A 26826-nucleotide genomic window follows, 5' to 3' on the forward strand; every position below is an offset into this window, starting at 1 on the left:
CACGTGCCACGCGGGTACCTCCGGTGGTGAGCGGGAAACCTGGGGACGTTCCGGGCTGCCGGCGGTCACGAGGTGTGTGTGAGGGTGGCCGTCATACGCCACCAGGTGCTGTCCGTCACCGGCCGAGGTCCAGGAGTCCGCCCATGTCCAAGCCCCGTTTCGCCGTCCTGGGTGCCGGGAGCATCGGCTGCCATCTCGGTGGCCGCCTCGCCGCCGCCGGACACGACGTGGTGCTCATCGGCAGGGCCGCGGCCATGGACGTACTGGGCGAGCGGGGGCTCACCCTCAGCACGTCGAACCGGCCGCCCGTCCACGTGACACCGGACCGGCTGACCCTTGCCGTGGGCCCGGAGGCCGCGGCCGGCGCCGACTACGTGCTCGTGACGGTGAAGACGGCCGCGACCGGGTCCGCCGCCAAGGACCTCGCCGCCCACCTCGCCCCCGGCGCCGTGGTGGTCAGCTTCCAGAACGGGCTGCACAACCCCGCCACCCTGCGCGCCGCCCTCCCCGGACACACCGTGCTGGCCGGGATGGTGCCCTACAACGTGGTCCAGTCCGAGCCCGGAACCGTGCACCAGGGCATGCCGGGCCGGCTCATGACCGAACCCGACGACACACTCGTCGCCGCGTTCCGGGGCGCGGGCCTGGCCATCGAGGCCCGTACCGACATGTCCGAGGTACAGCACGCCAAGCTGCTGATGAACCTCAACAACGCGATCAACGCCCTCTCCGGGCTGCCCCTGCGCGACCAGCTCGCACAGCGCGCCTACCGCCGCTGCCTCGCCCTGTGCCAGCGCGAGGCCCTCGCCGCGTACAGCGCCGCGGGCGTCGCACCCGCCCGCCTCGGCCCCTCCGCGCCCGGCGTCACCCCGTACGTCCTGGCCCTGCCCGACACGCTCTTCCGCCGGGTCGCCGCCGCGTCCCTCCGGATCGACGCCCACGCCCGCTCCTCGATGTGGGAGGACCTGCAACGCGGCCGCCGTACCGAGATCGAGTCGCTCCAGGGCGAGATCGTCGCCCTCGCCACCGCCCACGGTCGCACCGCCCCCGCCAACGCCCGCCTGATGGCCCTGGTCCGGGAGGCGGAGACCGCGCCACGCACCTGGACGGGACCCGAGCTGTACGCGGAACTGCTGGCCGCGGGCTGAGAACGAGGGGACGGCTCAGGCCGGCTCGGGCCGGGAAAAATATACGGAGTCACTATCTCCACTTATGTCCGCGCGGCGGGTTCCGATGGCTCCCGGGCGGCCTTGCCAAGGCACTGGGTGTTCGCTGTACTTGCCGCACGTTGTCGATCACCGGGCCTTGAGCAGAAAGCTGTCCCTCATGCACACAGAGCCTTACGACGGGTCCGTCACGGCGGACGGTATGACGGCCACGCAGGCGATCGAGCGGATCGAGGCGGCCAACCGGCCACGGAGACAGGACCGCCGGCTGCACGCCAGAGGAGCCGTGTACGCGGCGGAGTTCACCCCCAGCGAGGAGATCGCGCGCTGGACGACCGCCACCCACCTGACCAGTCCCTCCGAGGCGGTCATCCGGTTCTCCAACGGCTCCGGACGGTACGACGCGGACGACAGGACGCGGGGCGTGCGCGGGATGGCCGTGAAGTTCCTGGAGGACGGGAAGGCGGTCACGGACCTGGTCGCGGCCACCTTTCGGGTCTTCCCCAGCAGCACCCCCGAGGGGTTCGTCGAACTCGTCGAGGCCCTCGCCGAGGCCAACTCCGGCACCGGCAAAGGGAAGGTGCTGGGCGCCGGAAAGGTCGCCTCGGTGCTCGCCCGGCGCCCGGAGAGCCGTGACGCCCTGAAAGGCTTTCTCAGCAAGCCGCCCCAGGCCAGTTTCGCCACCACCCGGTTCGACGGTCTGCACGCCTTCACGATGATCGACGCGGACGGGAAGCGGCAGAGTTTCCGCTACCGGCTCGTCCCGGAACTCGGCGAGGTCGACCTCGACCCGGAGTACGCCAGGACACTCGCCGCGGACTTCCTGATCGCGGACCTGGACGCGCGGCTGAAGGAGACGTCGGTCGGCTTCACCCTGGTCTTCCAGCTGGCCGAGCCGGGTGACCCCACGCACGACCCCTCGCAGGCCTGGCCCGAGCACCGGCGTCTGCTCGTGGCCGGCCGGATCGTCGTCACCGGCCGCTCGCCCCAGGAAGACCAGTGGCAGCAGCATGTCTTCGATCCCACCCGGCTGGCGGCGGGCCTCGAAGTGTCGGACGACCGGGTGCTGGCGTTCCGGCCGCACGCGTACGGCGTCTCCGCGGCCCACCGCCACGAGGCGGGCTAGACCGCCGGGTCCGGGGGTGCCGCCGCGTCCGCGAAGTCATGGATGAGTGGCGACCGCCTCGTGGCCATCCACGCCAGACACACCTGGTTGGGCGCGATGTCCTCCACGAGGGAGGTGACCACGTCCTGCCGGGTGTAGAAACCGGCCGTGGACAGGGGGATCACACAGACACCGGCGCCGGACGCCACGAGTTCCAGCTTCTCCTCCACGCTGTGCACGGGCGGCACCTCCGGGCGGGTGCCGGACCGCATCTCGACGGCGATGTCACGCCACTCCGGTACGGCGTCCGGGTTCTGGAGCAGATGGTCGCCGGCCAGGTCGGCGATGCTCACCGACCGCTTCCCCGCGAGGGGGTGCCCGACCGGAAGGGCCACCACCCGGGCCTCCTGGAACAGCGGCCGCACCTGGAGATCACGCTGGTCGATCGGCAGCCGTACGAGGCTGACGTCCGCCCGGCCGTCCCGCAACACCTCGACCTGGTCGTCCCACGTGGTCCGCAGGAGCCGGACGTCGAGATCCGGATGCCGCCGCTTGAGTGCCCGCACCGCGGACGTCACGGTGAGGCCCGGCATAAAGCCGACGGTGAAGACCCGGGTGTCCGCGGCGGCCGACACGACCCGGCGGCGCAGTGCCTCGGCGGCGGCGAGCAGGGGCCGGGCCTCTTCGAGCAACTGGCGCCCCGCCGCGGTGAGTTCGGTGCCCCGCCGGTCCCGGCGGAACAACCGCACCCGCAGTTCGTCCTCCAGTGCCCGGATCTGCCGGGAGACCACGGGCTGCGCGAGGTGCAGCCGCTCGGCCGCGCGGCCGAAGTTCAGCTCCTCGGCCACCGCCACGAAGTAGCGGACCTTGCGCAGATCGAGGTCGTCCATGGCGTCGCACCGCCGCCTTCCCGCCGTGCCGGGGCTGACCTCACTGTATCCGCGGGGACCGGGCCGGGCCCGGGTCAGCCGCCCGCCAGTACGGTGAGCGGGTCGGTGTGGCGGGGCACCCAGCCCAGCTCGGCCCGCGCACGCGCGGGGGAGAACCGCTGGTCCAGCCGGAAGGCGTCGGCGATCGGGCCCATCGTCTCCCGGGCCTCCGCCGGCGAGACGGACCGCACCTTTCCGTCGATGCCCAGCGCGCGGCTGACGGCCAGCGCCGCGTCCCGGGCGGTCGGGTCGACGCCGCCGACACCCACGTAGACCGCTCCGGGCCTGGCCCGCAGGGCCGCGACATAGAGCTCGGCGAGGTCCTCGACATGGATCAGGGACCAGTGGTTGGTGCCCTCGCCGATGCAGGAGACGACACCGTCCCGGCGGGCCGGACCGGCGTAGAAGATGTCGATCAGTCCGCCGCCCAGGCCGTAGACGAGGCCCGCGCGGATGACGACCGGCCGGCCGCCCCGCTCCGCGCGCCGCAGTACCTCCGTCTCGACCCGCTCGCGCCAGGCGACCAGGGCCGGCGGGTTCCAGGGCGCGTCCTCGTCGGAGACGCCGTCGGTGTCGCCGTAGACCCAGCTGCCGCCGGTGTGGACGTAGGTGCCGCCGCCGATGCCGTCCTGCATCGCGCCCGCCGCCGCCAGGTCGGCCTCCCCGGAGTCGGCCTGGGCGAGATAAATCACGGCCTGCGCGCGGGCCGCCGCCGTGTTGAGTACGTCCAGATCGGTGAGCCCGCCGGTGACGGCCCGGGCGCCGAGCCCGCCGACCACGTCCGCGGCCCGCTCACTGCGCGCCAGTGCCTCCACGGTGTGGCCCTCACGGACCAGTGCGGCGACGACCGCCCTGCCGATGTAACCCGAACCGCCGGTGACGAAGACCTTCATGGGATGAGTCCTTTCCTCGCTGGTCACCCCCAGCCTGCGACGTGTCCCGGGCGCCCGTCCAAGACCTGTTCCGTCGTCTGTGATGCCCTACGGGTATGAGCGGCGGGCGTACCCTGGCGGACGTGTCCGCAGCCCTGTCGCCGCGCCTCGCCGCGATCGTGAACGCGCTCCCGCTCCAGCCGCACTTCCGTGTGCTGGAGATCGGATGCGGCCCCGGGGCGGCCGCGCGAGCCGTCGCGGCCCGCCTCACCACCGGCCACATCCTGGCCGTCGACCGGTCCGCCACCGCCGTCGCCCGGGCCGAGGCCGCCGCGGTCGCCGAGATCGCGTCGGGCCGGATGACGGTCCGCCGCGCCGCGGCCGAGGACTTCGTCCTGGACCCGGGCGAGGAACTCTACGACCTCGTGTTCGCCGTCCGTGTCGGCGCTCTCGACGGACGGCATCCCGAGGCCGGAGAGCGGGCGCTGCGGCGGATCGCCCTCGCGACCACCGCGGACGCCCGGCTCTTCGTCGACGGCGGCGCTCCCCTGCCGGAACTCCGCCTCCAGCGCTGAGGGTCACCCCACGCGAGCCGTCCCCTCGGCGTCTACCCGCGTGATTCCTTCGCACAGGCGAGGTCGTGCGCGGGGCGCTGTCCGGTGGTCAGGAACTCCGTCACCACGTTGTTCGCGCACGTGTTGGGGCCGTACGGATAGACGCCGTGGCCGCCCTCGTCGGCCGTCACCATGACCGTGCGCCGCCCCAGGGTGTCCCGCAGTTGCCGGGCACCGGCCAGGGGTGTGCCCGGGTCGCGCTCGTTCTGGACCATGAGGACGTTCGACGGGCCCCGGTCGCCGATGCGCACCGGCGGTTCGACGCGCTCGCGCGGCCAGAACGCGCACGGTCCGATGCTCGCCGTGGACGCGCCCAGCATCGGGTACCGCAGCCGGTCGACCGCCACATCGCGCTGATACGACCGGACCGACGCCGGCCAGCGGGTGTCACCGCAGACCACCGAGAAACGGGCGGCCATCAGGTTCTCCGGATTCGGCAACGAAGGCTGGGGCGGCAGCGGCCGGCCCGTGTCGAGGGCCTGCCAGGACCTGGCGAGCAGCGGCATGGTCGCGTCGCTGTAGAGCAGTCCGAAGGTGAGCCCGCGGAACAGCGTCCCGTCGACCCCGTCGACGGGCTGCTCGTCCAGCCTCTCGGCGAGTTCGTAGAACTCCGCCTTCACCTGCCGCGGTGTGCCGCCGAGGTCGAAGTCGGGGTGCGCGGACGCGAACCGGGCGAAGTCCGGGAAGCGGTCCTCGAGCCCACGGGCGAAGTTCCGCATGGCCGTGATGTCGTACCCGCCGGGGCCCAGGTTGCTGTCCAGCACGATCCGGTCGCCGCGCCCGGGGAACAACGTCGAGTACACCGCGCCCAGATAGGTGCCGTAGGAGGCGCCCAGGAACGAGATCCTCGGCTCGCCCAGCGCGGACCTGATCCGGTCCATGTCGCGGGCGGTGTTCGCGGTCGTGGTGTGCGGCAGCATCCACGACGTGCCCGAGGTGGCGCACTGCTCGGCCACGGTCCGCGCGGCACCGGCGGCCCGCGCCACGTCGGCCGGGGTGTGCGCGTACGGCGGGAAGTTGCCGCGTGCTTGCTGTTCCGGCGTCAGATCGCAGGTCACGGGCGTGCTGTGACCAACACCGCGCGGATCGAAGCCGATCACGTCGTAGGTGTCCAGCACTTCCTGCGGCAGCCCGGCGCCGGCCAGCACGGCCGGGAAGTCGAGCCCGGCGCCGCCGGGTCCGCCGGGATTGGTCAGCAGTACACCGCGGCGCCGCTCCGGGTGTTCGCTCGCCAGCCGGGAGATCGTCAGCTCGATCACGCGGCCGTCCGGATGCCGGTGGTCGAGGGGGACTTCGAGCGTCGAGCACTGGAGCCGGGGCGCCGTGACGTCCTTCGGGCACGGGCCCCAGCGCAGGGTGTCCGGCGTCGCCGCCACCGACACTCCCGGTAACGCGGTCGCCGCCACGGCGGTGGCCGCCAGAACAAGGGACAGACGTTTGCGCATGCGAAATTCTCCTGGGTGTGTGGGGGTGGCGGCAAGGATGGGCGCGGGACCGTTCGCCCATGCCGGACCGCACGCCGGGACGGCCTGGCCCGGCGTGTGCGTGGTGACACCAAGTGTTCTGCCGGCACCGCCCCATCAGCAGTGACATACGTCATCAGTTGGGGCGGCCGGTGACCGAGGTGATATTGAACGCTCTCTTCCGCTCCTGCTAGCTTGCCGCCCACCGCTCGGCCGTCCGCCGGGTCCGTAGACCGGGAGACTCGATGAAGAACTCACGGCTCGTGCTGCTCACCGCTGTTGCCCTGCTCATGCCGACGGCGCCCGCGCTGTCCGCGGCGGCGGCGGAGGACACGGCAACCGGCGCCGCCCGACCCCAACTGACCCTCGACGACGCCGGGTTCGAGAACGGCGGCACCGGCTGGACCTTCGGCTCGGGAACCGGGGTCGGCACCGGCAACTCCCGGAGCGGCGCCCGCTTCCTCTACCTCGACGCCGGAGCCGGCAAGACCGCCGCGAAGACCATCGTCGCGCCCAGGAACGGCAGTTACGACTTCTCGGCCTGGGTCGGAAGCTCCGGCACCGGCGGCACGTACACGATCCGGCGCAACGGCGAGCCGGTCCGCACGATCGAACTGCCGCTGCGCGAGGCCTACGCCCGGTACACCATCAGCGACGTCGAGCTGAAGACCGGCGACCGCCTGGAGATCTCCTTCAGCTCCGGCACCCGCTGGGTCAACGTCGACGACCTGATGATCTCGCCCGCCGCCTCCTCGGACCCCAAGGTCACCTCGTCCGACCCGCAGGTCGTGGAGATGTTCGACTGGGCGAAGAAGAAGGCCAACAGCTATGTGCAGCTGCCCGGCACGGTCGGCCCGGTCAACGTCGACGAGTACCAGACCGGCGGCAACGGCAGCGCCGAGTACACCAGCACCTACTGGGCCGGGTACTCCAACCGCAGCGCCTACTACTCCCGGGACATGACCCACCAGCTGGCCGGAGCGCAGCTGCTCGGACTCAACACCGAGAACCGGACCATGCTGCGCTCGTACGCGCAGTCGTCCACCGCCGAGCACAAGTACTTCCCGGTCTGGGCGGTCAACTTCGACGCCAAGACGTACCTCAGCATCGACTACAAGTCCCCGGACAACTACGTGCGGGAGGTGCCGGCCGTCTTCGAACTCGTCGAGAAGGCCGCCCAGGCCTACCTGTGGAGCGGCGACCGGCGCTACGTCGACGACCCGGTGCTGTGGGACTTCTACCTGAAGTCCACCGAGGAGTTCATCGACCTGCACAACAGCGCCAAGCCCAACGGCAGGGTCAAGGTCGCCGAGGGCACCGGCCACGGCATCTTCCAGGGAGCCGCCAGCTACAACGAGCAGGACGGCGACGGTCTCGCCGAGGCCGGCGACGGTATCGCCGCCCAGTACCAGGCGTATCTGGCGGTGGCCGTGCTCGCCCGGGGCAAGGGCGACATGGCGCTGGCACGGAAGTACGACCGCCGGGCCGCCGACCTCAAGGCCTACTACAACGACGAGTGGAGCGGCCGCGGCAGCGGGGCCGACATGGTCCGCGCCTACACCACCTCCGGCGAGCCGGTCACGGGCTGGGGCAAGGAGAACAGCGTCTTCGTACCGCTGAAGCAGATCCTCGAACCGGGCCCGCGCAACGAGGCCTACCTCGACTACATCGAGCAGGAGGAGCTGGGCCCGCAGGGCTCGCCCAACATCGAGTCGACGACGTACCTGCCCGACATGCTGTTCAAGAACAACCGCAACGACACCGCCTGGTGGTGGATGCAGCGGATCTACGGCCAGCGCGACGCCCAGCACATCAACTCCCGCCAGGGCCCCAACGGTGACTACCCCGAGGTGTCGTTCACCCTGGTCAGCCAGACCGTCGAGGGCCTGATGGGCATCGCGCCCAACGCGGGGGAGCGCACGGTCACCACCCAGTCCCGGCTGCCGTCCGGCATGAAGTGGCTCAGGTCCGCCGACGTGCCCGTCGGCAACGACACCGTCACCGTGCGGCACGACGGTCACACCAGGAGCACGCTGACCAACAACGCCCGCAAGGGTTCCTACCGTTGGGAGGCCCGCTTCACCGGTGTGCACAAGCGGATCAAGGTCAACGGCGTCCCCCAGCACGTACGCACCAAGAAGGTCAACGGTGTGACGTACACCTACGCCACACCGACCGTGCGGGCCGGGGCGACCGTGGTGGTGCAGGTCAGCGACTGACCTGCCGGATGCCGGTGCCGGCGGTCAGAGGTTCTGGCCGCCGGAGACCTCGATGGACTGGGCCGTGATCCAGCGGCCGTCGTCCGAGACCAGCAGGGCGACGACCGCGCCGATGTCGTCCGGTTCGCCGATCCGCCCGAGCGCGAACGAGCGCGCCAGTTCCGGGATGATCTCCGGGTTGCGCTCAAACGCGTTGTCGGCGAAGCGGGTCCGGGTGGCGCCCGGCGCGACCGAGTTGACGCGGATGCCACGCGCGCTGAACTCCTTGGCCATGTACCGGGTCAGCACGGTCAACGCACCCTTCAGCGACGCGTAGACCGAGTAGCCGGGCGCGGTGATGTGCGGCAGCGCGGAGTTGCTGGTGGTGTTGACGATGGCCCCGCCGTCCGCCATCAGCGGAAGCAGCGTCTGCGTGAGGAAGAAAGGTCCTTTGAACAGGCCGCTGGTCAGCCGGTCGAAGAACTCCTCCGTGGTGTCCTCGAACATCGCCATCCCCGCGAAGCCCGCGTTGTTGACGAGATGGTCGAACGTGTCGCGCTGCCACGTGGTGCGCAGCGCTTCCGCGACGGCGTCACGGAACGCGGGGAAGCCGGACGCGTCGCCGATGTCCAGGGGCAGCGCGACCGCGGTGCCGCCCCGCGACTCGATCTCGGCGACGGCGTCCTTCGCGCCCTGCGCGTTCGAGCTGTAGGTCAGGACGACTCCGACACCCCGCTCGGCGATCTTCACGGCCGCGCTCCGGCCGATCCCGGAACTGGCTCCCGTGACCACGGCTACCTGCATGATGTGCCTCCTGCGCACGCCGGTGGAGCATGTGATCTCCACGCGAGAATGTGACACTTCCAGGCAACCAAGGGGCGCCGGGGCGGCGAAAGAAAGATCCTCCCGCGTCCTTGCACATTCCTGCCGGGGGCCGTGTGGGCGGCCGCCGGCCGACTCACGACGGAGAGACCTTGTCGACGCGCATCACCGCACTGACCGACCCCGACCGCACCGCCACCAGCCACCGTCTGGCCTGGCTCGCGTCCGGTGACGGCGACGTGCCCGTGGGCTCCGCCTTCCTGCGCCTGTTCACCTCGCCGGGCCAGGCGCACCTCGCCGAGCTCACGCTGACCGTGCATCCGGCCGAGCGGCGGCGCGGGGTCGGCGCGCGGCTGCTCACGGCGGCCGTGGCCGCGGCCCGTGCCCAGGGGCGGCGGTGTGTCACGGCACAGGCCGACGCGGCGTCGCCCGGGGATCCGTTCCTCGCGGCGCAGGGCTTTCGCAAGGTCCTGACCTTGCGTTTTGTACGGCTCGCGCTCGCCTCGGCGGACCGTGCCGTGCTTGCCGACATCGTCCGGCAGCCCCACCCCGGCTACCGGCTGGAGTCGTGGAGCGGCTGCGTCCCCGACGCGCTCGCGGAGACCTTCGCCGCGTCGCGCCGGGCCATGGACGACATGCCGATGGACGACGCCGACCACGGCCGGGTGGTGTGGGACGTGGACCGGGTCCGGGCGGCGGCGCGGGCCGTCGAGAAGCGGGGCGATCTCCTGCACACCGTCGCCGCCGTCAGTGTGCCGGACGGCGAGATCGTCGGCTTCACCGAGCTGGTCGTCCCCGGTGACGGCAGGGGCGACGGCCAGCACTACGGCACCGGAGTCCTGCCCGAGCACCGCGGGCACGGCCTCGCCCGGTGGATGAAGGCCGAGTCGATCCGGCACGCCGCCGAGACACACCCGGACCTGGACGGCCTGCTGACGGACACCGCCGAGAGCAACCGGCACATGAGGGCCGTCAACGACGCCCTCGGCTATCTGCCGACGCACACCTCGCTGCTGTACCAACTCGACCTGTAGAGCGCCACGCAGAGGCTGTCGGGCGGACGACGTGATGAGCCGGCTGTGTTGGGTTTTGTTGTTTCCCTTGTCCTTCTGAGGAGTCCGGCTCTATCTTCCTTGGCGTCATATACATCGGATATCGAGCTCGGTTCTGAGAGGGGACGCCATGCGATCCAAGCATCCGTGGTCTGCCCGTACCTCCCGCCGCGTCAGGGCATTTGCCGCTGCCGTAGCAGGATGTGGCGTCGCAGCCCTGTGCTTCGCGCTCCCCGCTGACGCCGCCGAGCAGAACGCGGGACCGGGTTCGGAGAAGTCAGTCATCGGACCTGTGACGAGCGGAGCGTCCGTCGACAACCGCCGACGTACGGTCGTCGAGGTGACCGATTTTGGTGCGGACCGTACGGGGAAGTCGGATTCTGCGCCCGGGATCGCGGCGGCCGTCGCGCACGCCAAGCGGCTGCACCGCCCGACCACCATCCACTTCGCCCCCGGCACCTACCAGATCTACCCCGAGCGCGCGCCCCAGCGGGAGCTGTACGTCAGCAACACCATCGGTGCCAACCAGGCGTTGAAGACGAAGAGCATCGGCATCCTCATCGAGGACATGGACGACGTCGTGGTCGACGGCGGTGGGGCGACCATCCTCAACCACGGCTTCCAGACCGTGTTCGCCGCGATCCGCTCCACCGACGTGCGCTTCACCAACTTCAAGCAGGACTGGGTCAATCCGAAGACCGTCGACATCACGGTGGCCGAGACCGGCGTCAGGGACGGCCGGGCCTACCGGATCATCTCCGTGCCCAGGACCTACCGCTACGCCATCGAGGGCACCTCCGTGCGCTGGTCGGGGGAGCGGAGCCCGGTCACCGGGAAGCCGTACTGGACGGGCACCAACTCCTTCAACTACGCCCAGGTGCACGACCCCGTGTCCAACAGGACCTGGCGGACGTCGAACCCGGTCTTCGAGAACGTCGCGAGCATCACCGACCGGGGCGAGCGCCGGCTGGAGATCGTCTACAGGAACGGGATCGCGCCGACGGACGACGGCTATGTCTACGTGATGCGCGAGGACACCCGGGACACCCCGGGCGGCCTGTTCTGGGAGTCGTCGCGGGTCTCCGTCGACCACATGCGGCTCGGCTACCTCCACGGCTTCGGGCTGGTGGGCCAGTTCAGCGAGGACATCACCGTCGACTCGGTCGTGTTCAAGACCGACCGCAGGACGGGGCGGGTGACGTCGAGCTTCGCCGACCACATCCAGATGTCCGGCGTCAAGGGCACCGTCCGGATCACCAACTGCGTCTTCGACAACCCGCAGGACGACCCCATCAACGTGCACGGCACCTACCTCCAGGTGACCGACGCCGACGCGGGCCGCAAGCAGCTCAAGCTGCGGTACATGCACGACCAGACCTCGGGCTTTCCGCAGTTCTATCCCGGTGACGTGATCGAGCTGGTCAGCAAGCGGACCATGCTCGCGGTGCCCGGAGCGACGGCCAGGGTCGTCTCGGTGGACGGGCCGACCGGGCGCAGTGTCCCGCCGGGCGCCGACCCGGCGACGTATCTGCGCGACATGACCGTGGTCGTCGACCGGCCGCTGCCCGACGCCGTGCTGAACGCGCCCGGTGACTACGCCGCGGAGAACACCACTTACACACCCTCCGTCGTCATCAAGGGCAACATCTTCGAGGCGGTCCCCACCCGCGGCATCCTCGTCACCACCCGCAAGCCGGTGCGGATCGAGGACAACTACTTCGACGGCATGACGATGTCGAGCATCTACATCTCCTCCGACGCGCGTTCCTGGTACGAGTCCGGGCCCGTGCGGGACGTCGTCATCCGCGACAACGTCTTCGACCGCCCGTCCAGCCCGGTCATCTCCTTCGATCCCACGAACCAGGACACCGTCACCGGGGAGCCCGTGCACCGGAACGTCCTGATCGAGGACAACGACTTCAACCTCACCTCCGGAACGGTGATCTCCGGCCGCGGCGTGGGTGACCTGACCTTCCGCGACAACCGGGTCCAGCACTACTCCGGACTGCACCTGGGCGGCCCCGACCAGCCCCTCCACGTCGGCACCACGGCGAAGCTGTCCTCGGACGCGCCCCCCGCGACCAGCACCGCCCCGCTGTTCACCTTCGACGGCGGCGACGACATCACCCTCTCCCACAACCGCTACGCCAAGGGCTTCAACCAGCGGGTCAGCACCACCAACATGGCCGCGTCCGAGGTAACCGTCAGCCGTGACGACCTCGCCCTGAACGAGGACAACACCAGCACCACGCCCGTGACCGTCACCTACCGCAGCTCGGCCCCGTCCGTCGCCACCGTCGACAGCCAGGGTGTGGTCACCGGGGTGGGCGAGGGCCGGGCCGTCATCACCGCCCAAGCCACGGTCCGTGGCGAACGGGTCCGCTCCAACCCGGTGACGGTCACCGTGGCACCGCTGCCCGCCCCGCCCAGTGGCCGGCCGTGGGTGAGTGATCTGACGTTCGTCTCGCAGAGCAACGGCTGGGGTCCTGTCGAACCCGACCTGAGCAACGGGGAGCAGGGCGCCGGTGACGGCCGGCCGCTCACGATCGGCACCACCGCCTACGCCAAGGGACTTGGTGTGCACGCCACCTCCGAGGTCGGACTCCACCTCGGCAAGCGGTGCACCGCGCTGACCGCCGCCGTGGGTGTCGACGCGGAGGTCGGAGGCCTCGGCAGTGTCGTCTTCGAGGTCTGGGCGGACGGTGAACAGGTCTGGAAGAGCCCGCGGTTGACCGGCAGCGACCCGGCGGCCCCCGTCGACGTCGACCTGACCGGCGCCGACAGCCTGCGGCTGCGGGTCACCGACGGCGGCGACGGCAGCGGCTACGACCACGCCGACTGGGCGGACGCACGCCTCACCTGCTGAACCACCGGCCTGCTCGCGGCCCCGGCCCGTGTGCCCGGCAGCTCCGGACGACCTCCAAGTGAGGCCGACCGGAGTGCCGGTCACACGGGCCTTCGTGTGTTTCCCGAGTTCTCGTTCATGACCGGCCCCGGGCCTCGTAGGCGCTGATGACGTACCGGGCCTCGTCGTCGATCGTGTTCCTGTCCTGGTCCAGGTCGATCCGCGTGGGGTGTCCGTCGGCGGCGTAGCTGACGTCTGCCGTGACCGCGCCGTTCTGCCTGGCCCGCTCCGCCTCCTCCAGCAGCTCGCCCACGGTGGGTACTTCGCCCGGGTCCTGCTCGACCACCCGTCGCCCGCTGTCGTCGAGCCCCACCGCCCCGGTCACCTTCCCGTTCCGCACGGTCACACGGATCGTGCCGATCAGTGACCGTTCCCCCTCGCTCGACGTGAGTGTGTACACGTACGCGTCGGGTTCCTCCCAGGGCGTCCCGCCGCCACCTTCGGCGCCCCGTCCCGCCTCCTGTGCCGCCTCGTTGCCGCACGCCGCCGTGGCGCACAGCAGCGCCGCGGCCACGGCGGTGGCCGAGAAGACGGACCTGGTCCGGGAACGTACGGCGGTCATGGCAGCCCCCTGCGAAGTGCGCCGCGTCCAGGGCGACGTCAGCTGCACCTATGACGCCGGTGGGCGCGCCGGCGTTCGGTGGTCCGTACCGATCTTTGTCATGAGCATGGACGCGATGGCTTCCTTCTGCAACGCTTCAACAAGCTGATGCAAATAACTTGCAAGACCGTGACCATCACGACTGTATGCATGCAACTTCCTGACATGGACGGATGTTCGCGGACCTCACTCACCTCCCGCATACGAGGAGCACGATGGGCAGCAAGCGATTCAGATGGCGCCCGCTCGCTTTGACACTGGCGGGCAGCCTCCTGGCAGTCGGCGGACCGACCCTCCCCGCCCTGGCCACGGACGGCGGTCCGGACCTGGCGACCGGCACGGCCGGCGCGGCGAGCAGCACCCGCGGCCACACGGCCGCCGCCCTCAACGACGGCGACCGCGGCACGTACTGGCAGAGCGACCGCGGAAAGTTCCCCGCGTGGGCGCAGATCGACCTCGGCGCCACCACGAAGATCGACCAGGCGGTGCTCAAGCTCCCCCAGGGCTGGAAGAGCCGCAAGCAGACGCTGTCCGTGCAGGGCAGTGCGGACGGGACGGCGTTCCGGACCCTCGTCGCCTCCGCCACGTACACCTTCGCCGAGGGCGACGACAACACCGTCACGATCGACTTCCCCGCGCTCGACACCCGCTTTCTGCGGGTGGAGATCACCGCCAACAGCGCCGCGGACGCGGGGCAGCTGGCCGAGCTGGAGGCACACCGGGCCACCGGCAGCAGTGGTGACCTGGCCCGCGGGAAGCGGCTGACGGCCAGCAGTTCAGCCGCCGGACACGCCGCGACCGGCGCCGCCGACGCCAACGCGAACAGTTACTGGCAGAGCGGCAGGACGGACTCCGCACCCTGGATCCAGACCGACCTCGGCGCGGCCGTCGCGGTCAACAAGCTGGTGCTGAAGCTGCCCGCCGGGTTCGACGCCCGGACGCAGTCCCTGAAGGTGCAGGGCAGCACGGACGGCAAGCACCGCACCGATCTGGTCGCCGCCGCCGACTACCGGTTCGACCCGGACAAGGGCAACGAGGCGACGATCAGCTTCGACACCACGACCACCCGGTACGTGCGCCTCGCCCTGACCGGCGCCTCGCAGAAGTCCGGTGCCCGGCTCGGCGAGTTCGAGGTCTACGGCCCGGCGACCGGCGACGCCGAGGCGCCGTCCGCCCCCCGCTCACTGAAGCTGAGCCAGCCGCAGACCGGCCAGGTCGCGCTCGCCTGGCAGCCCGCGAGCGACAACAAGAAGGTCACCGGCTACGACGTCTACCTCGGCGACACCCTGCGCACCACCGTCGCCGGCAACGCGACCTCGTACACCGACCACCAGCCCGCCGACAGCAGGCTCGCCTACCACGTCACCGCACGGGACGCGGCCGGCAACCAGTCCCCGGCGAGCAACACGGTGACCCGCAAGGCCGCCAAGGGCGACACCCAGGCGCCGACCCAGCCGGCCAACCTGACCAGCAGGGCCAACGCCGACTCCGGCGACGTACGCCTGACCTGGCAGAAGTCCAGTGACAACAAGAAGGTCACCGGCTACGACATCTACGCCAACAACAAGCTGCGCAAGAGTGTCGCCGGTGATGTCACCTCCTTCACCGATCGGCAGAAGGCCGGCGCCACCGTGACCTACCAGGTGCGCGCCAAGGACGCCGCGGGCAACACCTCCGCGCTCAGCGCCAAGTCCCTCAGCGACGGCGCCGGCATCCTCGCGACCAACCTCGCCGTCGGTAAACCGGTCGTGGAGTCCGGGCACGTCCACACCTTCGTCGGCACCAACGCCGTCGACAACAACGTGGGCACCTACTGGGAGGGCGCCAGCGGCGTCTGGCCCAGCACGCTCACCGTCCGGCTCGGGGCCAACGCCGACATCTCCCAGGTCGTCATCAAGCTCAACCCCGACCCGATCTGGGGCCCCCGTACGCAGAACATCCAGATCCTCGGTCGCGAGCAGAACGCGACCGGCTACACCAACCTCGTGTCGGCCGCGAACTACAACTTCAGCCCCAGCACCGGCAACACCGTCACCATCCCGGTGACCGCGCGGACCGCCGACGTACAGGTGCGGATCAACAGCAACAACGGCGCGCCCGGCGGCCAGATCGGCGAGCTCCAGGTGATCGGCGACCCGGCGCCCAACCCCGATCTCACCATCAGCAACGTCACCGCCAACCCGGCCTCCCCGATCGAGACCGACACGGTCGGTCTCACCGCCCGTGTCACCAACACCGGCTCCGCCGCCTCCCCGGCCAGCAACGTCAACTTCTACCTCGGTACGGCCCGGGTCGGCACCGCCAACGTCGGCGCCCTCGCCGCGGGTGCGAGCGCGGACGTGACCGCGTCCATCGGCACCCGGGACGCGGGGTCGTACCAGTTGTCCGCGCGTGTCGACGAGGCCAACACGGTCGTCGAGGTCAACGACACCAACAACAGCTTCACCGCCGCCTCCCCGCTGGTGGTCCGGGCCGTGCAGAGCGCCGACCTGGTGGCCTCACCGGTCGGCTGGTCACCGGACAACCCGGCGTCCGGCAACAACGTCAACTTCACCGTCGCCGTCCGGAACCAGGGCAACGTGGCCTCCGCTTCCGGCGGTCACGCCATCACCGTGACGGTGCTCAACGAGAGCGGCGGCACGGTCCGCACCCTGACCGGCACCTACAACGGCGCCATCGCCGCGGGGGCCACCACCGCCCCGGTCGCGCTCGGCTCCTGGACGGCCGTCAACGGCAAGTACACCGTCCGTACGGTGATCGCCGACGACGCCAACGAACTGCCGGTCAAGCGCGCCAACAACACCTCCACCAAGCCCCTGTTCGTGGGCCGCGGCGCCAACCTGCCGTTCTCCGCGTTCGAGGCCGAGGACGGGGTGACCGGCGGCGGCGCCGCGGTCATCGGACCCAACCGCACCGTCGGCGACCCCGCGGGCGAGGCCTCCGGGCGGCGCGCGGTCACCCTCAACAACACCGGCAACTACGTCGAGTGGACCACCACCGCGCCCACGAACACCCTGGTCACCCGCTTCTCCATCCCCGACTCCCCGGGCGGCGGCGGTATCGACTCCACCCTCAACATCTATGTCAACGGCGCCTTCCACAAGGCGATCAACCTGACCTCGAAGTACTCGTGGCTGTACGGCGCCGAGGCGAGCCCCAGCAACTCGCCGGGCTCGGGCGCCCCGCGGCACATCTACGACGAGGCCAACGTCATGCTCGACTCGACGGTGCCCGCGGGTGCGAAGATCCGGCTCCAGAAGGACGCGGCCAACACCTCGCAGTACACCATCGACTTCATCAACACCGAGCAGGTCGCCCAGATCGCCAACCCCGACCCGGCCCGCTACACCACCCCGGCCGGCTTCACCCAGCAGGACGTGCAGAACGCCCTGGACCGGGTGCGCATGGACACCACCGGCAACCTGATCGGCGTCTACCTGCCGGCGGGCAACTACCAGACGGCCAGCAAGTTCAACGTCTACGGCAAGGCCGTGCGGGTGATCGGCGCCGGGCCCTGGTACAGCCGGTTCGTCGCGCCCACCGGTCAGTCCAACACGGACGTGGGCTTCCGGATCGAGAGCTCGGCCAACGGCTCGACGTTCGCCAACTTCTCCTACTTCGGCAACTACAACTCCCGCAACGACGGCCCCGGAAAGGTCTTCGGCGACCTCTCCAACGTCAGCAACCTGACCATCGACAACCTGTGGGTCGAGCACCAGATGTGTCTGTACTGGGCCGCCAACAGCGACAACGTCACCATCAGGAACAGCCGGATCCGTGACACGTTCGCCGACGCCGTCAACATGACGAACGGCTCGCAGAACAACCTCGTCCAGAACAACGAGGCACGGTCCACCGGAGACGACAGCTTCGCGCTCTTCGCCGCGACCGACAACGGCGGCGGGAACAACACCGGCAACGTCTACGAGAACCTGACGTCGACGCTGACCTGGCGCGCGGCCGGCATCGCCGTCTACGGCGGCGAGAACAACGTGTTCCGCAACCTGCACATCGCGGACACGCTGGTCTACTCCGGCATCACCATCAGCTCCCTCGACTTCGGCTACCCGATGAACGGCTTCGGACCAGGCACCACCAGGGTCGAGAACGCCTCACTGGTCCGGGCGGGCGGCCACTTCTGGGGCAGCCAGACCTTCGGCGCCATCTGGATGTTCTCGGCGTCGAGGGTGTACACCGGCATCCGGGTCACCGACGTGGACATCGTCGATCCCACGTACAGCGGGATCATGTTCCAGACGAACTACGTCGGCGGGCAGCCGCAGAACCCCGTCCAGGACACGGTCTTCACCAACGTGTCGATCACCGGCGCCCAGAAGAGCGGTGACGCCTACGACGCCAAGTCCGGCTTCGGCATCTGGGCCAACGAACTGCCCGAGCCCGGACAGGGACCGGCGGTCGGTTCGGCGACCTTCGTCAATCTGAGACTGGAGAACAACGCCGTGGACATACGCAACACCACGTCGACGTTCACCATCAACCGGCAGTAGCGCAACCGCTGTTCGGCCCCGCACCAGGCGCCGCGTCCGGGACACCCGGGCGCGGCGCCGCGCCGTGCCGGTTCAGTCGGGCAGCGCGGCCATCATCCGCCGGTCGCGCGGCGCGTCCTTGCGGTCCAGACGGGCGGTGAGCAGCCGCTGGGCCGCGTCGCAGCGCCCCGCGGCGACCAGGGCGTACAGCAGGGTCTCCTCGACGACCTCGCGCTGGGCGGCGCTGCCACCCACCCTGCGCAGCATGGGCAGCAGCGCGTCGAGACCGGACGCCGCCTCGCCGAAACGCTCCTCGACCAGCGCGGCGAACGCGTCGCACAGCGGCGCCACCACCTCGCGCTGCACCTCGTCGGCGCCGGCCGCGTGGTCGCGCAGCCGCCGCAGGGCGGGCAGATCGCCGGCGGCGGTGAGGGCGACGGCGCCGTGCAGGGCGGTGAACGCGGTCGCCGGACGTTCGAGCAACTCCCGCTCCACCGACTCCAGGACGCCGTCCGTGGGCAGTTCGCCCTCCCAGCTGTCGCTCAGCCGGGCGCGCCACAGCAGCGAACCGGAGTCGACGAGGGCCCGCACACCGCTCACCCGGCCCGGCGACAGCTGGTTCTGCCAGCGCCTGCGCACGGCCGCCGGATCGTCGAGGGCCAGTTCGTGCAGGGCGATGTGCCAGGAGAAGTGGGCGCGGTGGACGGCACCGCGACCACGCCCGGACACCCACTGATCGAGCCAGTCCCGGCCGGCCGCGTGGACGCCGGTCTCGTAGTAGACATGGGTCAGCGCGTGCACGGCGTGCCCCGAGGCGGGCTCGACGGCCAGCGCGCGGTGGGCGAGTTCGCCCGCCTCGTGCAGCCGCCCGTCGCCCTGGCGCAGGAAGGCCAGCAGCGAGGTGTGGAACCAGTGGCCGTCGTAGGCCGGTGAGGTGCGCTCGACCAGCCGCAGCGCGTAGTCGTCGTCGAGGTCGTCGACCCCGGAGAACGCGATGGTGGGCACGGCGGTGGCCAGTGCGAGGGCGTCGCCCGGATGGGTTTCCAGATGGCGCATCAGGGCCGCGTCGCCGCCGTCGCCGTGCACCCGGCGGGTGACGACGTCCACGAACGACCGCTCCCGCTCGTCCGCCCGCTCGCGGGCGCTGCGCTGGGCGTCGGCCAGGGCGCGCGGCACGTCCACCGCGCCACCGCACTCGTGCCCGAGCAGTGCCAGCGCCGCGTGTCCGAGGGCGAAACCCGGATCGAGGGCGACCGCCCGCCCGAACGCCTCCTCGGCACCCGCACGGACCTTGAGGACCCGGTCCAGCCCCCGGCGGTAGGCCGCCGCCGCCTCGGCATGGGTGGACAGGGCCAGACCGTGTCCGTCGACGGGTCGGCGCCCGGCGCGCCTCGGGGCGGTGAGCGGGGCCAGTACGTCGGCGGCGACGGCCGCGGCCTGGACGCGGATCTCCGGGATCGCCGTGGTCTCCCAGAGCTCGCCGCGCCGGGGCGCGCCCAGTGTGAACAGCGGAAGTGCGGCCTCGCGCCGGGCGGGCAGGACCCGGCCGTCGTCGGTGGCGACACCCATGCCGAGCGGGCCGGGCACCGCGGCCCCGGCCTCGAACAGTGAGGCCCACAGCGGATCGTCGACCGTACGGCCCGGTCCCGTGCAGTCGACGACCCAGCCGACCTTCAGGGCACGGCCGTCGGACAGGCCGACCAGGAGGGTGCCGTCCTGCTGCGGCTCGGCGCCCGTGACGGTGCCGGTGTGCAGGGTGAGCCGCCGTGCGGTGCGGGCGCGGTGCACGGACTCGGCGGTCGCGGGGGCCATGCGGTGGCGGTGGGTGTTCCACAGGGCGCCCTCGTGGGCGAGGAAGTCGGCCCGCTCCTCGGGGGTGAGACTGCGCCACAACCGGGCCGTGTGCGGGCGCAGGCTGTCCAGGGCGGGCCGCCAGTCGCCGTGGGTGCGCAGCGCCCTGCTGACATGCCGGTAGACGGTCCGGCGCAGCCGGCCCAGGGAGGCGTCGGCGGGCAGCCGGGGTGCGGCCATCGGCCCTGCCGGGGTGAGGGTGTGCGGCTGGGGGAGCAGTCCGCTGCGGGAGAGGGCATGCACGGTACGGCCCGGCCGGTCGAGGGTGAGCGCCAGGTCGACGGCTGTCAGCCCAGTCCCGACGAGCAGCACGTCGGAGGGTTCGGACGGGTCGGTCAGTATCGGGTCCAGGGCGCCAGGCGCCCACGGCCGGGCCACAATACGGCCACTGTCGCGCAGCGCCGGCAGGGTGCGGCCGGCGGTGGGCGCGGCGGGGCCGGTGGCGAGCACGGCACTGTCGGCGGTGAGCAGGCCGCCGTCGGCGAGCCGGATGCCCACCCGGCCCCCGGGGGCGCCGGAACAGCCCTCGGCGCGGGTGCGCAGCCGGCGTACCGCGACCACCCCGCGGGCCCGGACGATGGCCTGGGCGAGGGTGTCGGCGAGATAGGCGCCGTAGCGGTAGCGGGTGGCGAAGTCGGTGCCGGTGACCCCGGGTTCGCCGTGCCGGCACAGCCAGCGGGTGAAGTGGCCGGGATCGTCGGGATAGCAGCTCATGTTGCCGGCGGGCACGTTGAGCCGGTGCCGCGGATCGGGGGTGGCGTACGCGGTGCCGCGGCCGGCCTCGGGAGCGGGGTCGACGAGGACGAGGTCGAGAGGTGTCCGGCGGCGCAGCGCGGTCTCGCACAGCTGGACGGCGGTGAGCGCGCCGGCCGCACCGGCACCGACCACGGCCACGGTGTACCGCTCACGGGCTGGACTCACGTTTACCTCCGGCAGAGATCGGCCGAAGAACATCCGCGGACGGATGCGGCTCCGACGTTCGGCTGCTTCCTCACTATTCACATCGGACTGGTGGGAAACTATGGTGACGCCGGGTATCTCACTCGATCCTCAGCGCACCGGTCGGCCGTTCACACTCCGTTCATGGTTCCGCGCCCCGGTGCCCGTTCCCACGGCTACTTCGGCCGTTCTCGCGGCATTCTCGGACAACGCCGGAACACCCGGCGGACCCTGGCTGGATGCCGCGCCCAAACATGAGATCTCCTCTGGTTTTAGTGCGCTGTCTCCATCTGCCCTATAGGGTCCCGGAGTTGAAAGTTTCTGCACATGTCCTGTCGTCTGGGAGCCATTGATGGCCTTGTACGGTGTGGCCGCTGCCGCGCTGCTGTTCTGTGCGGCCGCGCTCGTGTACCGGGCGCAGGCCCGTCGCCACCGGGAACTGGCCCGCCGGGAGCACGAGGAGGCCGGTCACCTGGTGACCGCCACCGAGTGGTTCGCCGACGAGGCGGTCCCCGGACTGCTCGCCGCGGTACGCAAGGGCGCGTCCGTGGAATCGGCGCTCGCCTCGGTCGCCCCGAGCGCCAGCCCCGCCTACCGGCGCGTCCTGCGCCAGGTCGCCGAGGAGGCCGCGCGCAGCGAGAAGCGCCGGGCCGCCGCCATGGCCGCCTGCGCCAACGCCGCCGGGCGGATGCAGGCCATCTCCACCGGCATGCTCGCCGACCTGCGCGAGATGGAACACCGGCACGGCGACGAGGACGTACTCGCCGACCTGCTGCACCTCGACCACCGCACCGCCCAGGCCGGCCGGCTCGCCGACAGCATCGCCGTACTGAGCGGGGCCCGGTCGGGGCGCCGCTGGGCCAAGCCCATCCAGATGGAGTCCGTGCTGCGCGGCGCCATCGGCCGCACCGCCGGCTACCAGCGCGTCCGGCTGCACTCCGTCGCCGACCTCGCCGTCGCCGGACACGCCGCCGAGGGCGTGATGCACGTACTCGCCGAACTCTTCGACAACGCCTGCAACTTCTCGCCACCCAGCACCGACGTGCACGGCTATGTCGCCGAGGTGCCGGCCGGCGCGGTCATCACCATCGAGGACAGCGGGCTGATGATGAGCGAGACCGCGCTGCGCCGCGCGGAACGCGCCGTCTCCGGCGAGTCCGGCGACCTGTCCGAACTCACCGGCACCCGGCTCGGCCTCGCCGTCGTCGGGCGGCTCGCGAAGAAGCACGGCCTGCGGATCTCCTACCGGCCCTCCGCCACCGGCGGCACCGGCGTGGTCGTGATGATCCCCACCGAACTGATCACCCGGGCCCGCCCCGACGACCCCCGGGCCCGGCCCGCCCGTCCCGCCCCCGCCCGGCACACCGCCACCGACTCCTGGGAGTCCCGGCCGGCCCGCCGGCACACCACGGAGGCCGAGACCCGCACCGAGACCCGCACCGAGGACCGCGCCGCCGGGACCGGACTGCCCAAGCGGCGCCGCGGCCGCACCCTCGCCGCCAGCCACCCCAGGGGCCTGCCCGCCACGGACACCACCCGGCAGCAGCCCGAACCGGCCGCCCCCGGCACCCGGCACGGCGCGGACGCCGACGCCGGAGCCCGGTTCCGCGCCTTCCGGCGGGCCGTCACCGGCCAGGACCAGCAGGGCGGCGACCCGGACCGCGGCACATCCGCCGCACCCACCGAACCTTCCCGTACGGAGGACGACTCATGACCACATCCGCCACCGGGGCGGCAGGACTCACCTGGCTGCTGGAGGGCCTGCTGGAACGCACGGCCGGAACCCGCCACGCCCTTGTGCTCTCCCGGGACGGACTCAAGCTCTGCCACACCCCTGAACTCGGCACGGACCGCGCCGACCAGCTCGCGGCCATCGCCGCCGGCATCCAGAGCCTCTCGCACAGCGCCTCCGTGGAGTTCGGCGACGGCAGGGGCGGAGTCCGCCAGTCCATGACCGAGTTCTACGGCGGCACCCTGTTCATCGCCGAGGCCGGCGCCGGCAGCCATGTCGCGATCGTCGCCGAGGAGGAGGCCGACGCGGGCCTCGTCGGGCACAACATGCTCGAACTCGTCGAGCAGATCGGCGAACACCTCAGCACACCGCCCCGGTCCACGCCCGAGGAAGACGCTCCCCGATGAACAGGTCGGTTCGGCAGGAGGACCCGGACCGGCTGTACACCCTGACCGGAGGGCGCAGCAGGGCGGGCCGTGACGATCTCGACCTCGTCGCCCTGGTGGTCAGCGAGTGCGACCCCGTCCCCGGCATGCAGTCCGAGCACGCGGCCATCCTGCGGATGTGCCAACTGCCCACGGCCGTCGTGGAGATAGCCGCCGATCTGCGGCTGCCGGTCGGCATCACCAAGATCCTGCTGTCCGACATGCTGGACGCCGGCCGGATCACCGTACGTCCGCCGCGGCTCACCATGACACCGGCCCGGCTCCCCGACCACGCCACGCTCGAGAAGGTGCTCGTTGGACTCCGCGACCTCTGACCTCGCGACCGCCGGCCTCACGACTCCCGACCTCGCGGCCCCCGGCCCCGTGCCCCCCGGCCCCGCGTCCGACGCGGCGGTACGTCCGGCCTCGCGCACGCCGCTGAGCAGCACCGCCGACAACGGGCTGAAGATCGTTGTCGTGGGCGGGTTCGGCGTCGGCAAGACCACCCTGGTCCGCTCGGTGAGCGAGATCAGGCCGCTGGACACCGAGGAGACGATGACCCAGGCGAGCCGGGACGTCGACGACCTGCGGGCGGTGCCGCACAAGTCCGGCACCACCGTCGCCTTCGACTTCGGCCGCATCAGCCTCGACGCGCGCACGGTGCTCTACCTGTTCGGCGCGCCCGGCCAGGAGCGGTTCTGGTTCCTGTGGGACCGGCTGTTCTCCGGCACACTCGGCGCCGTGGTGCTCGTCGACGACCGCCGCCTCGCCGACTCCTGGTACGCCATCGACCGGCTCGAACACCACGGCACCCCGTTCATCGTGGCCCGCAACGACTTCGGCGGGCCGCCTCACGACGGGCACGCCGTACGCGAGGCCCTCGACCTCGACCCGCACATTCCGCTGGTCGCCTGCGACGCCCGCTCCCGCGCGTCCTGCAAGGCCGTGCTGATCTCCCTCGTCGAACACGTGCAAGCCCTCGTCGGCACCCCGGAGGCCGCCAGATGACGACCGCAGAACCGGCCCCCGACAGCAAGTGCCCGGTGGCGCACGGCGATTCGGCCGTACCGCTCAGCGGCCCGCGCTTCCACACCGACCCGCACCAGGTGTACCGCGAGATGCGCCGCGACCACGGCCCCGTCGTACCGGTGGAACTGCCCGGCGGCGTCCCGGCCTGGCTCGTCATCGGCTACCGCGAACTCCACCAGGTCACCGGCGACGCGGAGCTCTTCCCCCGGGACGTCAGCCTGTGGAACCAGTGGCCGAACATCCCCGAGGACTGGCCGCTGCTGCCCATGGTGGGCCGCCCCATGCCGTCCATCTACTTCACCGCCGGCGAGGCCCACCGGCGCCACGCCGAGCTCGTCGGCCCGGCCCTGGAGAGCGTCGACCCGTTCGAACTGCGGCGCGCCTGCGAGGAGTTGTCCGACCGGCTCGTCGACTCCTTCTGCGGCAGCGGCGAGGCCGAACTGCTCGCCGACTTCGCCAAACCGCTGCCCGTGCTGGCACTGGCCCGCATCATCGGCTTCCCCGACGCCGAGGGCGCCCGGCTCGCCGAGGTACTGGGCGAACTCGCCGACGGGGGAGCGGGCGCCCAGGCCGCGTACCTGGAGTTCGTCGACCACATGCACCGCCTGGTCAAGGCGAAGCGCGCCGAACCCGGCGCCGACATCATCTCCTGGCTGCTCGCCCACGGCGCCGGCTTCACCGAGGAGGAACTGGCCTTCGACGCCAAGGACGTCACGGCCGCCGGGTTCCTCACCACCGCCGACTGGATCGGCAACTCGATCCGGCTGATGCTCACCGACGACCGGTTCGCCGCGGCCCTGGGCGGCGGCCGGCACAGCGTCGGCCAGGCCATGAACGAGGTCCTCTGGGAGGACACCCCCACCCAGATCCTGGCGGGCCGGTGGGCCGCCCGCGACACCGTCCTGAGCGGCCGCCGGATCCGGGCCGGCGACATGCTGCTGCTCGGCCTCGCCGGAGCCAACGCCGACCCGCTGATCCACCACGGCCCCAGCAGCTACGAGAACGGCAACAGCGCCCACTTCGCCTACAGCTTCGGCGAGTACCGCTGCCCGTTCGCCGCGCAGGAGATCGCCGAGATCATCGCCCGGACGGGCATCGAGGTGCTGCTCGACCGGCTCCCCGACCTCGATCTCGCGGTACCCGTCAAGACCCTGGTGCGCCGCCCGTCCGCCTTCCTGCGCGGCATGACCGCGATACCCGTACGGTTCACGCCCGTCCCCGCCCTTGGAGGCCAACCGTGAGTCACGCCCAGGACGTTGCGACGCCACCCCTCGTCATCGACCCGCTCGTGCGCGACCTCGACGCGGAGACCGAACAGCTGCGCACCGGCGGCCCGTTCGCCCGGATCGACCTGCTCGGCGTGCCCGCCCTGACCGTCACCCGGCACGCCGTGGCCCGCAGTCTGCTCACCGACCCCCGGCTCGTGAAGGACATCGGCGCCTGGGGTCTGTGGCAGTCGGGCGCGGTCACCCGGCAGTGGCCGCTGATCGGCATGGTCGACCCGGGCCGGTCCATGTTCACCGTGGACGGCGCCGAACACCGCCGTCTGAGAGTGAAGACGGCCCAGGCGATCACCCCCCGCCGCCTGGAGGCGCAGCGGCCCTACATCGTCCAGCTCACCGAACAACTCCTCGACGAACTCGAGAAACAGGCCGACCCGGAGGGTCACGTCGACCTGAAGACCGTCTTCGCCCAGCCGCTGCCGATGGGCGTGGTCTGCACCCTCATGGGGGTGCCGCTCAGCGCGATCCCGCACCAGATGCGCCTGTGGAAGTCGTTCTTCTCCCTGCTCACGCCGCAGGACGAACGGCTCGCCGTCATGGAGGAACTGAACCAGATCTTCACGGACCTGGTCCGGGAGAAGGCCGCCCACCCGGCCGACGACCTCACCAGCGCCCTGATCCTCGCCGACGAGGGCGGCGAACCGCTCACCGAGGAGGAGGTGGTGGGCAACCTCCAGTCGATGATCGGCGCCGGACACGAGACCACCGTCAGCCTCATCCTCAACAGCGTCCGCGGTCTCCTCTCCCACCCCGACCAGCTGGCCCTGGTGCTCGACGGCAAGATCCCGTGGGACACGGTCGTGGAGGAGGCGCTGCGCTGGGACCCGCCGGTCTCGCACCTGCTGATGCGGTTCGCCGTCGAGGACATCGACGTCGACGGCTTCGTCGTCCCCAAGGGCGAGGGGGTGGTCATCTCCTACCGGGCGATCGGCCGCGACACCGACCAGCACGGCCCGCACGCCAACTCCTTCGACATCACCCGCGCCACCCCGATCCGGCACATGACCTTCGGCCACGGCCCCCACATCTGCCCCGGTGCCGCGCTCTCCCGCCTGGAGGCGAGCATCGCCCTGCCGGGCATCTTCACCCGCTACCCGGACCTCAGGGCGGCCCTGCCGCTGCACGAGCTCCGCAAGATGCCGGTGCTCACACAGAACGACCTGGAGACCTTCCCCGTACGACTCCACGGCTGACCGGAGGCCAGAGGGGGCCGGGGAGTCGTACGCCGGGCTTACCCCTCCGTCCTGTCCAGCCACGCCTGCTCGCCGCGCGACGCCGGCCCGTACGCGGGCCGGCGTTCTGCTTGCCTGAAATCCCCCTTCCGATCGGTACGTTGAGCAGCTCGGCCATGCC

General features: G+C 71.2%; 19 protein-coding genes. 13 read left to right on the plus strand and 6 right to left on the minus strand.

Going from position 1 to position 26826, the window contains the following annotated elements; translation table 11 throughout:
- Nucleotides 1-143: 143 nt before the first annotated feature.
- Both ACIQAC_RS18670 and ACIQAC_RS18675 read left to right on the plus strand, forming a co-directional pair.
- The gene (locus ACIQAC_RS18670) at nucleotides 144-1148 is read left to right on the plus strand and encodes a 2-dehydropantoate 2-reductase (RefSeq protein ID WP_402192341.1); all 1005 of its coding nucleotides are present in this window, start codon (nucleotides 144-146) and stop codon (nucleotides 1146-1148) included.
- Between the two features lie 178 nt (nucleotides 1149-1326).
- Complete coding sequence (locus ACIQAC_RS18675; protein ID WP_402192343.1) at nucleotides 1327-2292, plus strand: catalase; 966 nt, start codon at nucleotides 1327-1329, stop codon at nucleotides 2290-2292.
- Here ACIQAC_RS18675 and ACIQAC_RS18680 read toward each other — a convergent pair.
- Nucleotides 2289-3161 carry a LysR family transcriptional regulator gene (locus ACIQAC_RS18680; RefSeq protein ID WP_402192345.1) on the minus strand — a complete coding sequence of 291 codons (873 nt, stop codon included), beginning with the start codon at nucleotides 3159-3161 and terminating at the stop codon, nucleotides 2289-2291. The genes ACIQAC_RS18675 and ACIQAC_RS18680 overlap by 4 nt on opposite strands.
- Before the next feature lie 74 nt (nucleotides 3162-3235).
- Nucleotides 3236-4093: an NAD-dependent epimerase/dehydratase family protein gene (locus tag ACIQAC_RS18685; RefSeq protein WP_402192348.1), complete on the minus strand. Its 858-nt coding sequence runs from the start codon at nucleotides 4091-4093 to the stop codon at nucleotides 3236-3238.
- A 122-nt stretch (nucleotides 4094-4215) separates the two neighbouring features.
- Between ACIQAC_RS18685 and ACIQAC_RS18690 the strand changes: the two genes are divergently transcribed.
- Complete coding sequence (locus tag ACIQAC_RS18690; RefSeq protein WP_402192350.1) at nucleotides 4216-4647, plus strand: methyltransferase domain-containing protein; 432 nt, start codon at nucleotides 4216-4218, stop codon at nucleotides 4645-4647.
- Between the two features lie 32 nt (nucleotides 4648-4679).
- Here the strand turns inward: ACIQAC_RS18690 and ACIQAC_RS18695 are convergent, their stop codons facing one another.
- Nucleotides 4680-6131, minus strand: a complete 1452-nt coding sequence (locus ACIQAC_RS18695; protein ID WP_402192353.1) for an alpha/beta hydrolase — start codon at nucleotides 6129-6131, stop codon at nucleotides 4680-4682.
- Between the two features lie 263 nt (nucleotides 6132-6394).
- Here ACIQAC_RS18695 and ACIQAC_RS18700 point away from each other — a divergent pair, with 263 nt between their 5' ends.
- Nucleotides 6395-8368, plus strand: a complete 1974-nt coding sequence (locus ACIQAC_RS18700; RefSeq protein ID WP_402192356.1) for a hypothetical protein — start codon at nucleotides 6395-6397, stop codon at nucleotides 8366-8368.
- 24 nt (nucleotides 8369-8392) lie between these two features.
- On the opposite strand, the gene ACIQAC_RS18705 is transcribed toward ACIQAC_RS18700, so the two are convergent.
- Nucleotides 8393-9151 carry an SDR family NAD(P)-dependent oxidoreductase gene (locus tag ACIQAC_RS18705; protein WP_402192358.1) on the minus strand — a complete coding sequence of 253 codons (759 nt, stop codon included), beginning with the start codon at nucleotides 9149-9151 and terminating at the stop codon, nucleotides 8393-8395.
- 170 nt (nucleotides 9152-9321) lie between these two features.
- On the opposite strand from ACIQAC_RS18705, the gene ACIQAC_RS18710 reads away from it, so the two are divergent.
- Both ACIQAC_RS18710 and ACIQAC_RS18715 read left to right on the plus strand, forming a co-directional pair.
- Nucleotides 9322-10203, plus strand: a complete 882-nt coding sequence (locus ACIQAC_RS18710) for a GNAT family N-acetyltransferase (RefSeq protein WP_402192360.1) — start codon at nucleotides 9322-9324, stop codon at nucleotides 10201-10203.
- A gap of 310 nt (nucleotides 10204-10513) precedes the next feature.
- Nucleotides 10514-13087, plus strand: a complete 2574-nt coding sequence (locus tag ACIQAC_RS18715) for an NPCBM/NEW2 domain-containing protein (RefSeq protein WP_402192362.1) — start codon at nucleotides 10514-10516, stop codon at nucleotides 13085-13087.
- A 115-nt stretch (nucleotides 13088-13202) separates the two neighbouring features.
- Here ACIQAC_RS18715 and ACIQAC_RS18720 read toward each other — a convergent pair whose 3' ends face one another.
- Nucleotides 13203-13688 (minus strand): DUF6174 domain-containing protein, encoded by a 486-nt coding sequence (locus tag ACIQAC_RS18720; RefSeq protein ID WP_402192365.1) that lies wholly within the window; start codon nucleotides 13686-13688, stop codon nucleotides 13203-13205.
- Between the two features lie 254 nt (nucleotides 13689-13942).
- Here ACIQAC_RS18720 and ACIQAC_RS18725 point away from each other — a divergent pair, with 254 nt between their 5' ends.
- Entirely contained in the window at nucleotides 13943-18235 is a 4293-nt protein-coding gene (locus ACIQAC_RS18725) for a discoidin domain-containing protein (protein ID WP_402192366.1), read from the plus strand.
- A gap of 72 nt (nucleotides 18236-18307) precedes the next feature.
- On the opposite strand, the gene ACIQAC_RS18730 is transcribed toward ACIQAC_RS18725, so the two are convergent.
- The gene (locus ACIQAC_RS18730; protein ID WP_402192368.1) at nucleotides 18308-21019 is read right to left on the minus strand and encodes an FAD/NAD(P)-binding protein; all 2712 of its coding nucleotides are present in this window, start codon (nucleotides 21017-21019) and stop codon (nucleotides 18308-18310) included.
- A gap of 337 nt (nucleotides 21020-21356) precedes the next feature.
- On the opposite strand from ACIQAC_RS18730, the gene ACIQAC_RS18735 reads away from it, so the two are divergent.
- The 6 genes from ACIQAC_RS18735 to ACIQAC_RS18760 are packed head-to-tail and all read left to right on the plus strand — an operon-like array spanning nucleotide 21357 to nucleotide 26666.
- Nucleotides 21357-22718, plus strand: a complete 1362-nt coding sequence (locus ACIQAC_RS18735; RefSeq protein WP_402192371.1) for a sensor histidine kinase — start codon at nucleotides 21357-21359, stop codon at nucleotides 22716-22718.
- On the plus strand, nucleotides 22715-23143 hold the full coding sequence (locus tag ACIQAC_RS18740) for a roadblock/LC7 domain-containing protein (protein ID WP_402192372.1): 429 nt from the start codon (nucleotides 22715-22717) through the stop codon (nucleotides 23141-23143). The genes ACIQAC_RS18735 and ACIQAC_RS18740 overlap by 4 nt, the downstream gene beginning before the upstream one ends.
- Nucleotides 23140-23496: a DUF742 domain-containing protein gene (locus ACIQAC_RS18745; RefSeq protein WP_402192374.1), complete on the plus strand. Its 357-nt coding sequence runs from the start codon at nucleotides 23140-23142 to the stop codon at nucleotides 23494-23496. Before ACIQAC_RS18740 ends, ACIQAC_RS18745 begins: the two co-directional genes overlap by 4 nt.
- Nucleotides 23477-24169 carry a GTP-binding protein gene (locus tag ACIQAC_RS18750; protein ID WP_402192376.1) on the plus strand — a complete coding sequence of 231 codons (693 nt, stop codon included), beginning with the start codon at nucleotides 23477-23479 and terminating at the stop codon, nucleotides 24167-24169. Before ACIQAC_RS18745 ends, ACIQAC_RS18750 begins: the two co-directional genes overlap by 20 nt.
- Nucleotides 24166-25431 carry a cytochrome P450 gene (locus ACIQAC_RS18755; RefSeq protein WP_402192378.1) on the plus strand — a complete coding sequence of 422 codons (1266 nt, stop codon included), beginning with the start codon at nucleotides 24166-24168 and terminating at the stop codon, nucleotides 25429-25431. Before ACIQAC_RS18750 ends, ACIQAC_RS18755 begins: the two co-directional genes overlap by 4 nt.
- Nucleotides 25428-26666 carry a cytochrome P450 gene (locus ACIQAC_RS18760; protein WP_402192380.1) on the plus strand — a complete coding sequence of 413 codons (1239 nt, stop codon included), beginning with the start codon at nucleotides 25428-25430 and terminating at the stop codon, nucleotides 26664-26666. The genes ACIQAC_RS18755 and ACIQAC_RS18760 overlap by 4 nt, the downstream gene beginning before the upstream one ends.
- Nucleotides 26667-26826: the final 160 nt, after the last annotated feature.

Source organism: Streptomyces sp. NPDC088387 (assembly GCF_044753385.1).
Lineage (GTDB): Bacteria > Actinomycetota > Actinomycetes > Streptomycetales > Streptomycetaceae > Streptomyces.

Excerpts from the sequence above, each read along its gene's own strand:
- ACIQAC_RS18670 (WP_402192341.1), top strand. The coding sequence starts at position 144 with ATGTCCAAGCCCCGTTTCGCCGTCCTGGGTGCCGGGAGCATCGGCTGC.
- ACIQAC_RS18675 (WP_402192343.1), top strand. The coding sequence starts at position 1,327 with ATGCACACAGAGCCTTACGACGGGTCCGTCACGGCGGACGGTATGACG.
- ACIQAC_RS18680 (WP_402192345.1), bottom strand. The coding sequence starts at position 3,161 with ATGGACGACCTCGATCTGCGCAAGGTCCGCTACTTCGTGGCGGTGGCC.
- ACIQAC_RS18685 (WP_402192348.1), bottom strand. The coding sequence starts at position 4,093 with ATGAAGGTCTTCGTCACCGGCGGTTCGGGTTACATCGGCAGGGCGGTC.
- ACIQAC_RS18695 (WP_402192353.1), bottom strand. The coding sequence starts at position 6,131 with ATGCGCAAACGTCTGTCCCTTGTTCTGGCGGCCACCGCCGTGGCGGCG.
- ACIQAC_RS18700 (WP_402192356.1), top strand. The coding sequence starts at position 6,395 with ATGAAGAACTCACGGCTCGTGCTGCTCACCGCTGTTGCCCTGCTCATG.
- ACIQAC_RS18705 (WP_402192358.1), bottom strand. The coding sequence starts at position 9,151 with ATGCAGGTAGCCGTGGTCACGGGAGCCAGTTCCGGGATCGGCCGGAGC.
- ACIQAC_RS18720 (WP_402192365.1), bottom strand. The coding sequence starts at position 13,688 with ATGACCGCCGTACGTTCCCGGACCAGGTCCGTCTTCTCGGCCACCGCC.
- ACIQAC_RS18725 (WP_402192366.1), top strand. The coding sequence starts at position 13,943 with ATGGGCAGCAAGCGATTCAGATGGCGCCCGCTCGCTTTGACACTGGCG.
- ACIQAC_RS18730 (WP_402192368.1), bottom strand. The coding sequence starts at position 21,019 with ATGTTCTTCGGCCGATCTCTGCCGGAGGTAAACGTGAGTCCAGCCCGT.
- ACIQAC_RS18735 (WP_402192371.1), top strand. The coding sequence starts at position 21,357 with ATGGCCTTGTACGGTGTGGCCGCTGCCGCGCTGCTGTTCTGTGCGGCC.
- ACIQAC_RS18740 (WP_402192372.1), top strand. The coding sequence starts at position 22,715 with ATGACCACATCCGCCACCGGGGCGGCAGGACTCACCTGGCTGCTGGAG.
- ACIQAC_RS18745 (WP_402192374.1), top strand. The coding sequence starts at position 23,140 with ATGAACAGGTCGGTTCGGCAGGAGGACCCGGACCGGCTGTACACCCTG.
- ACIQAC_RS18755 (WP_402192378.1), top strand. The coding sequence starts at position 24,166 with ATGACGACCGCAGAACCGGCCCCCGACAGCAAGTGCCCGGTGGCGCAC.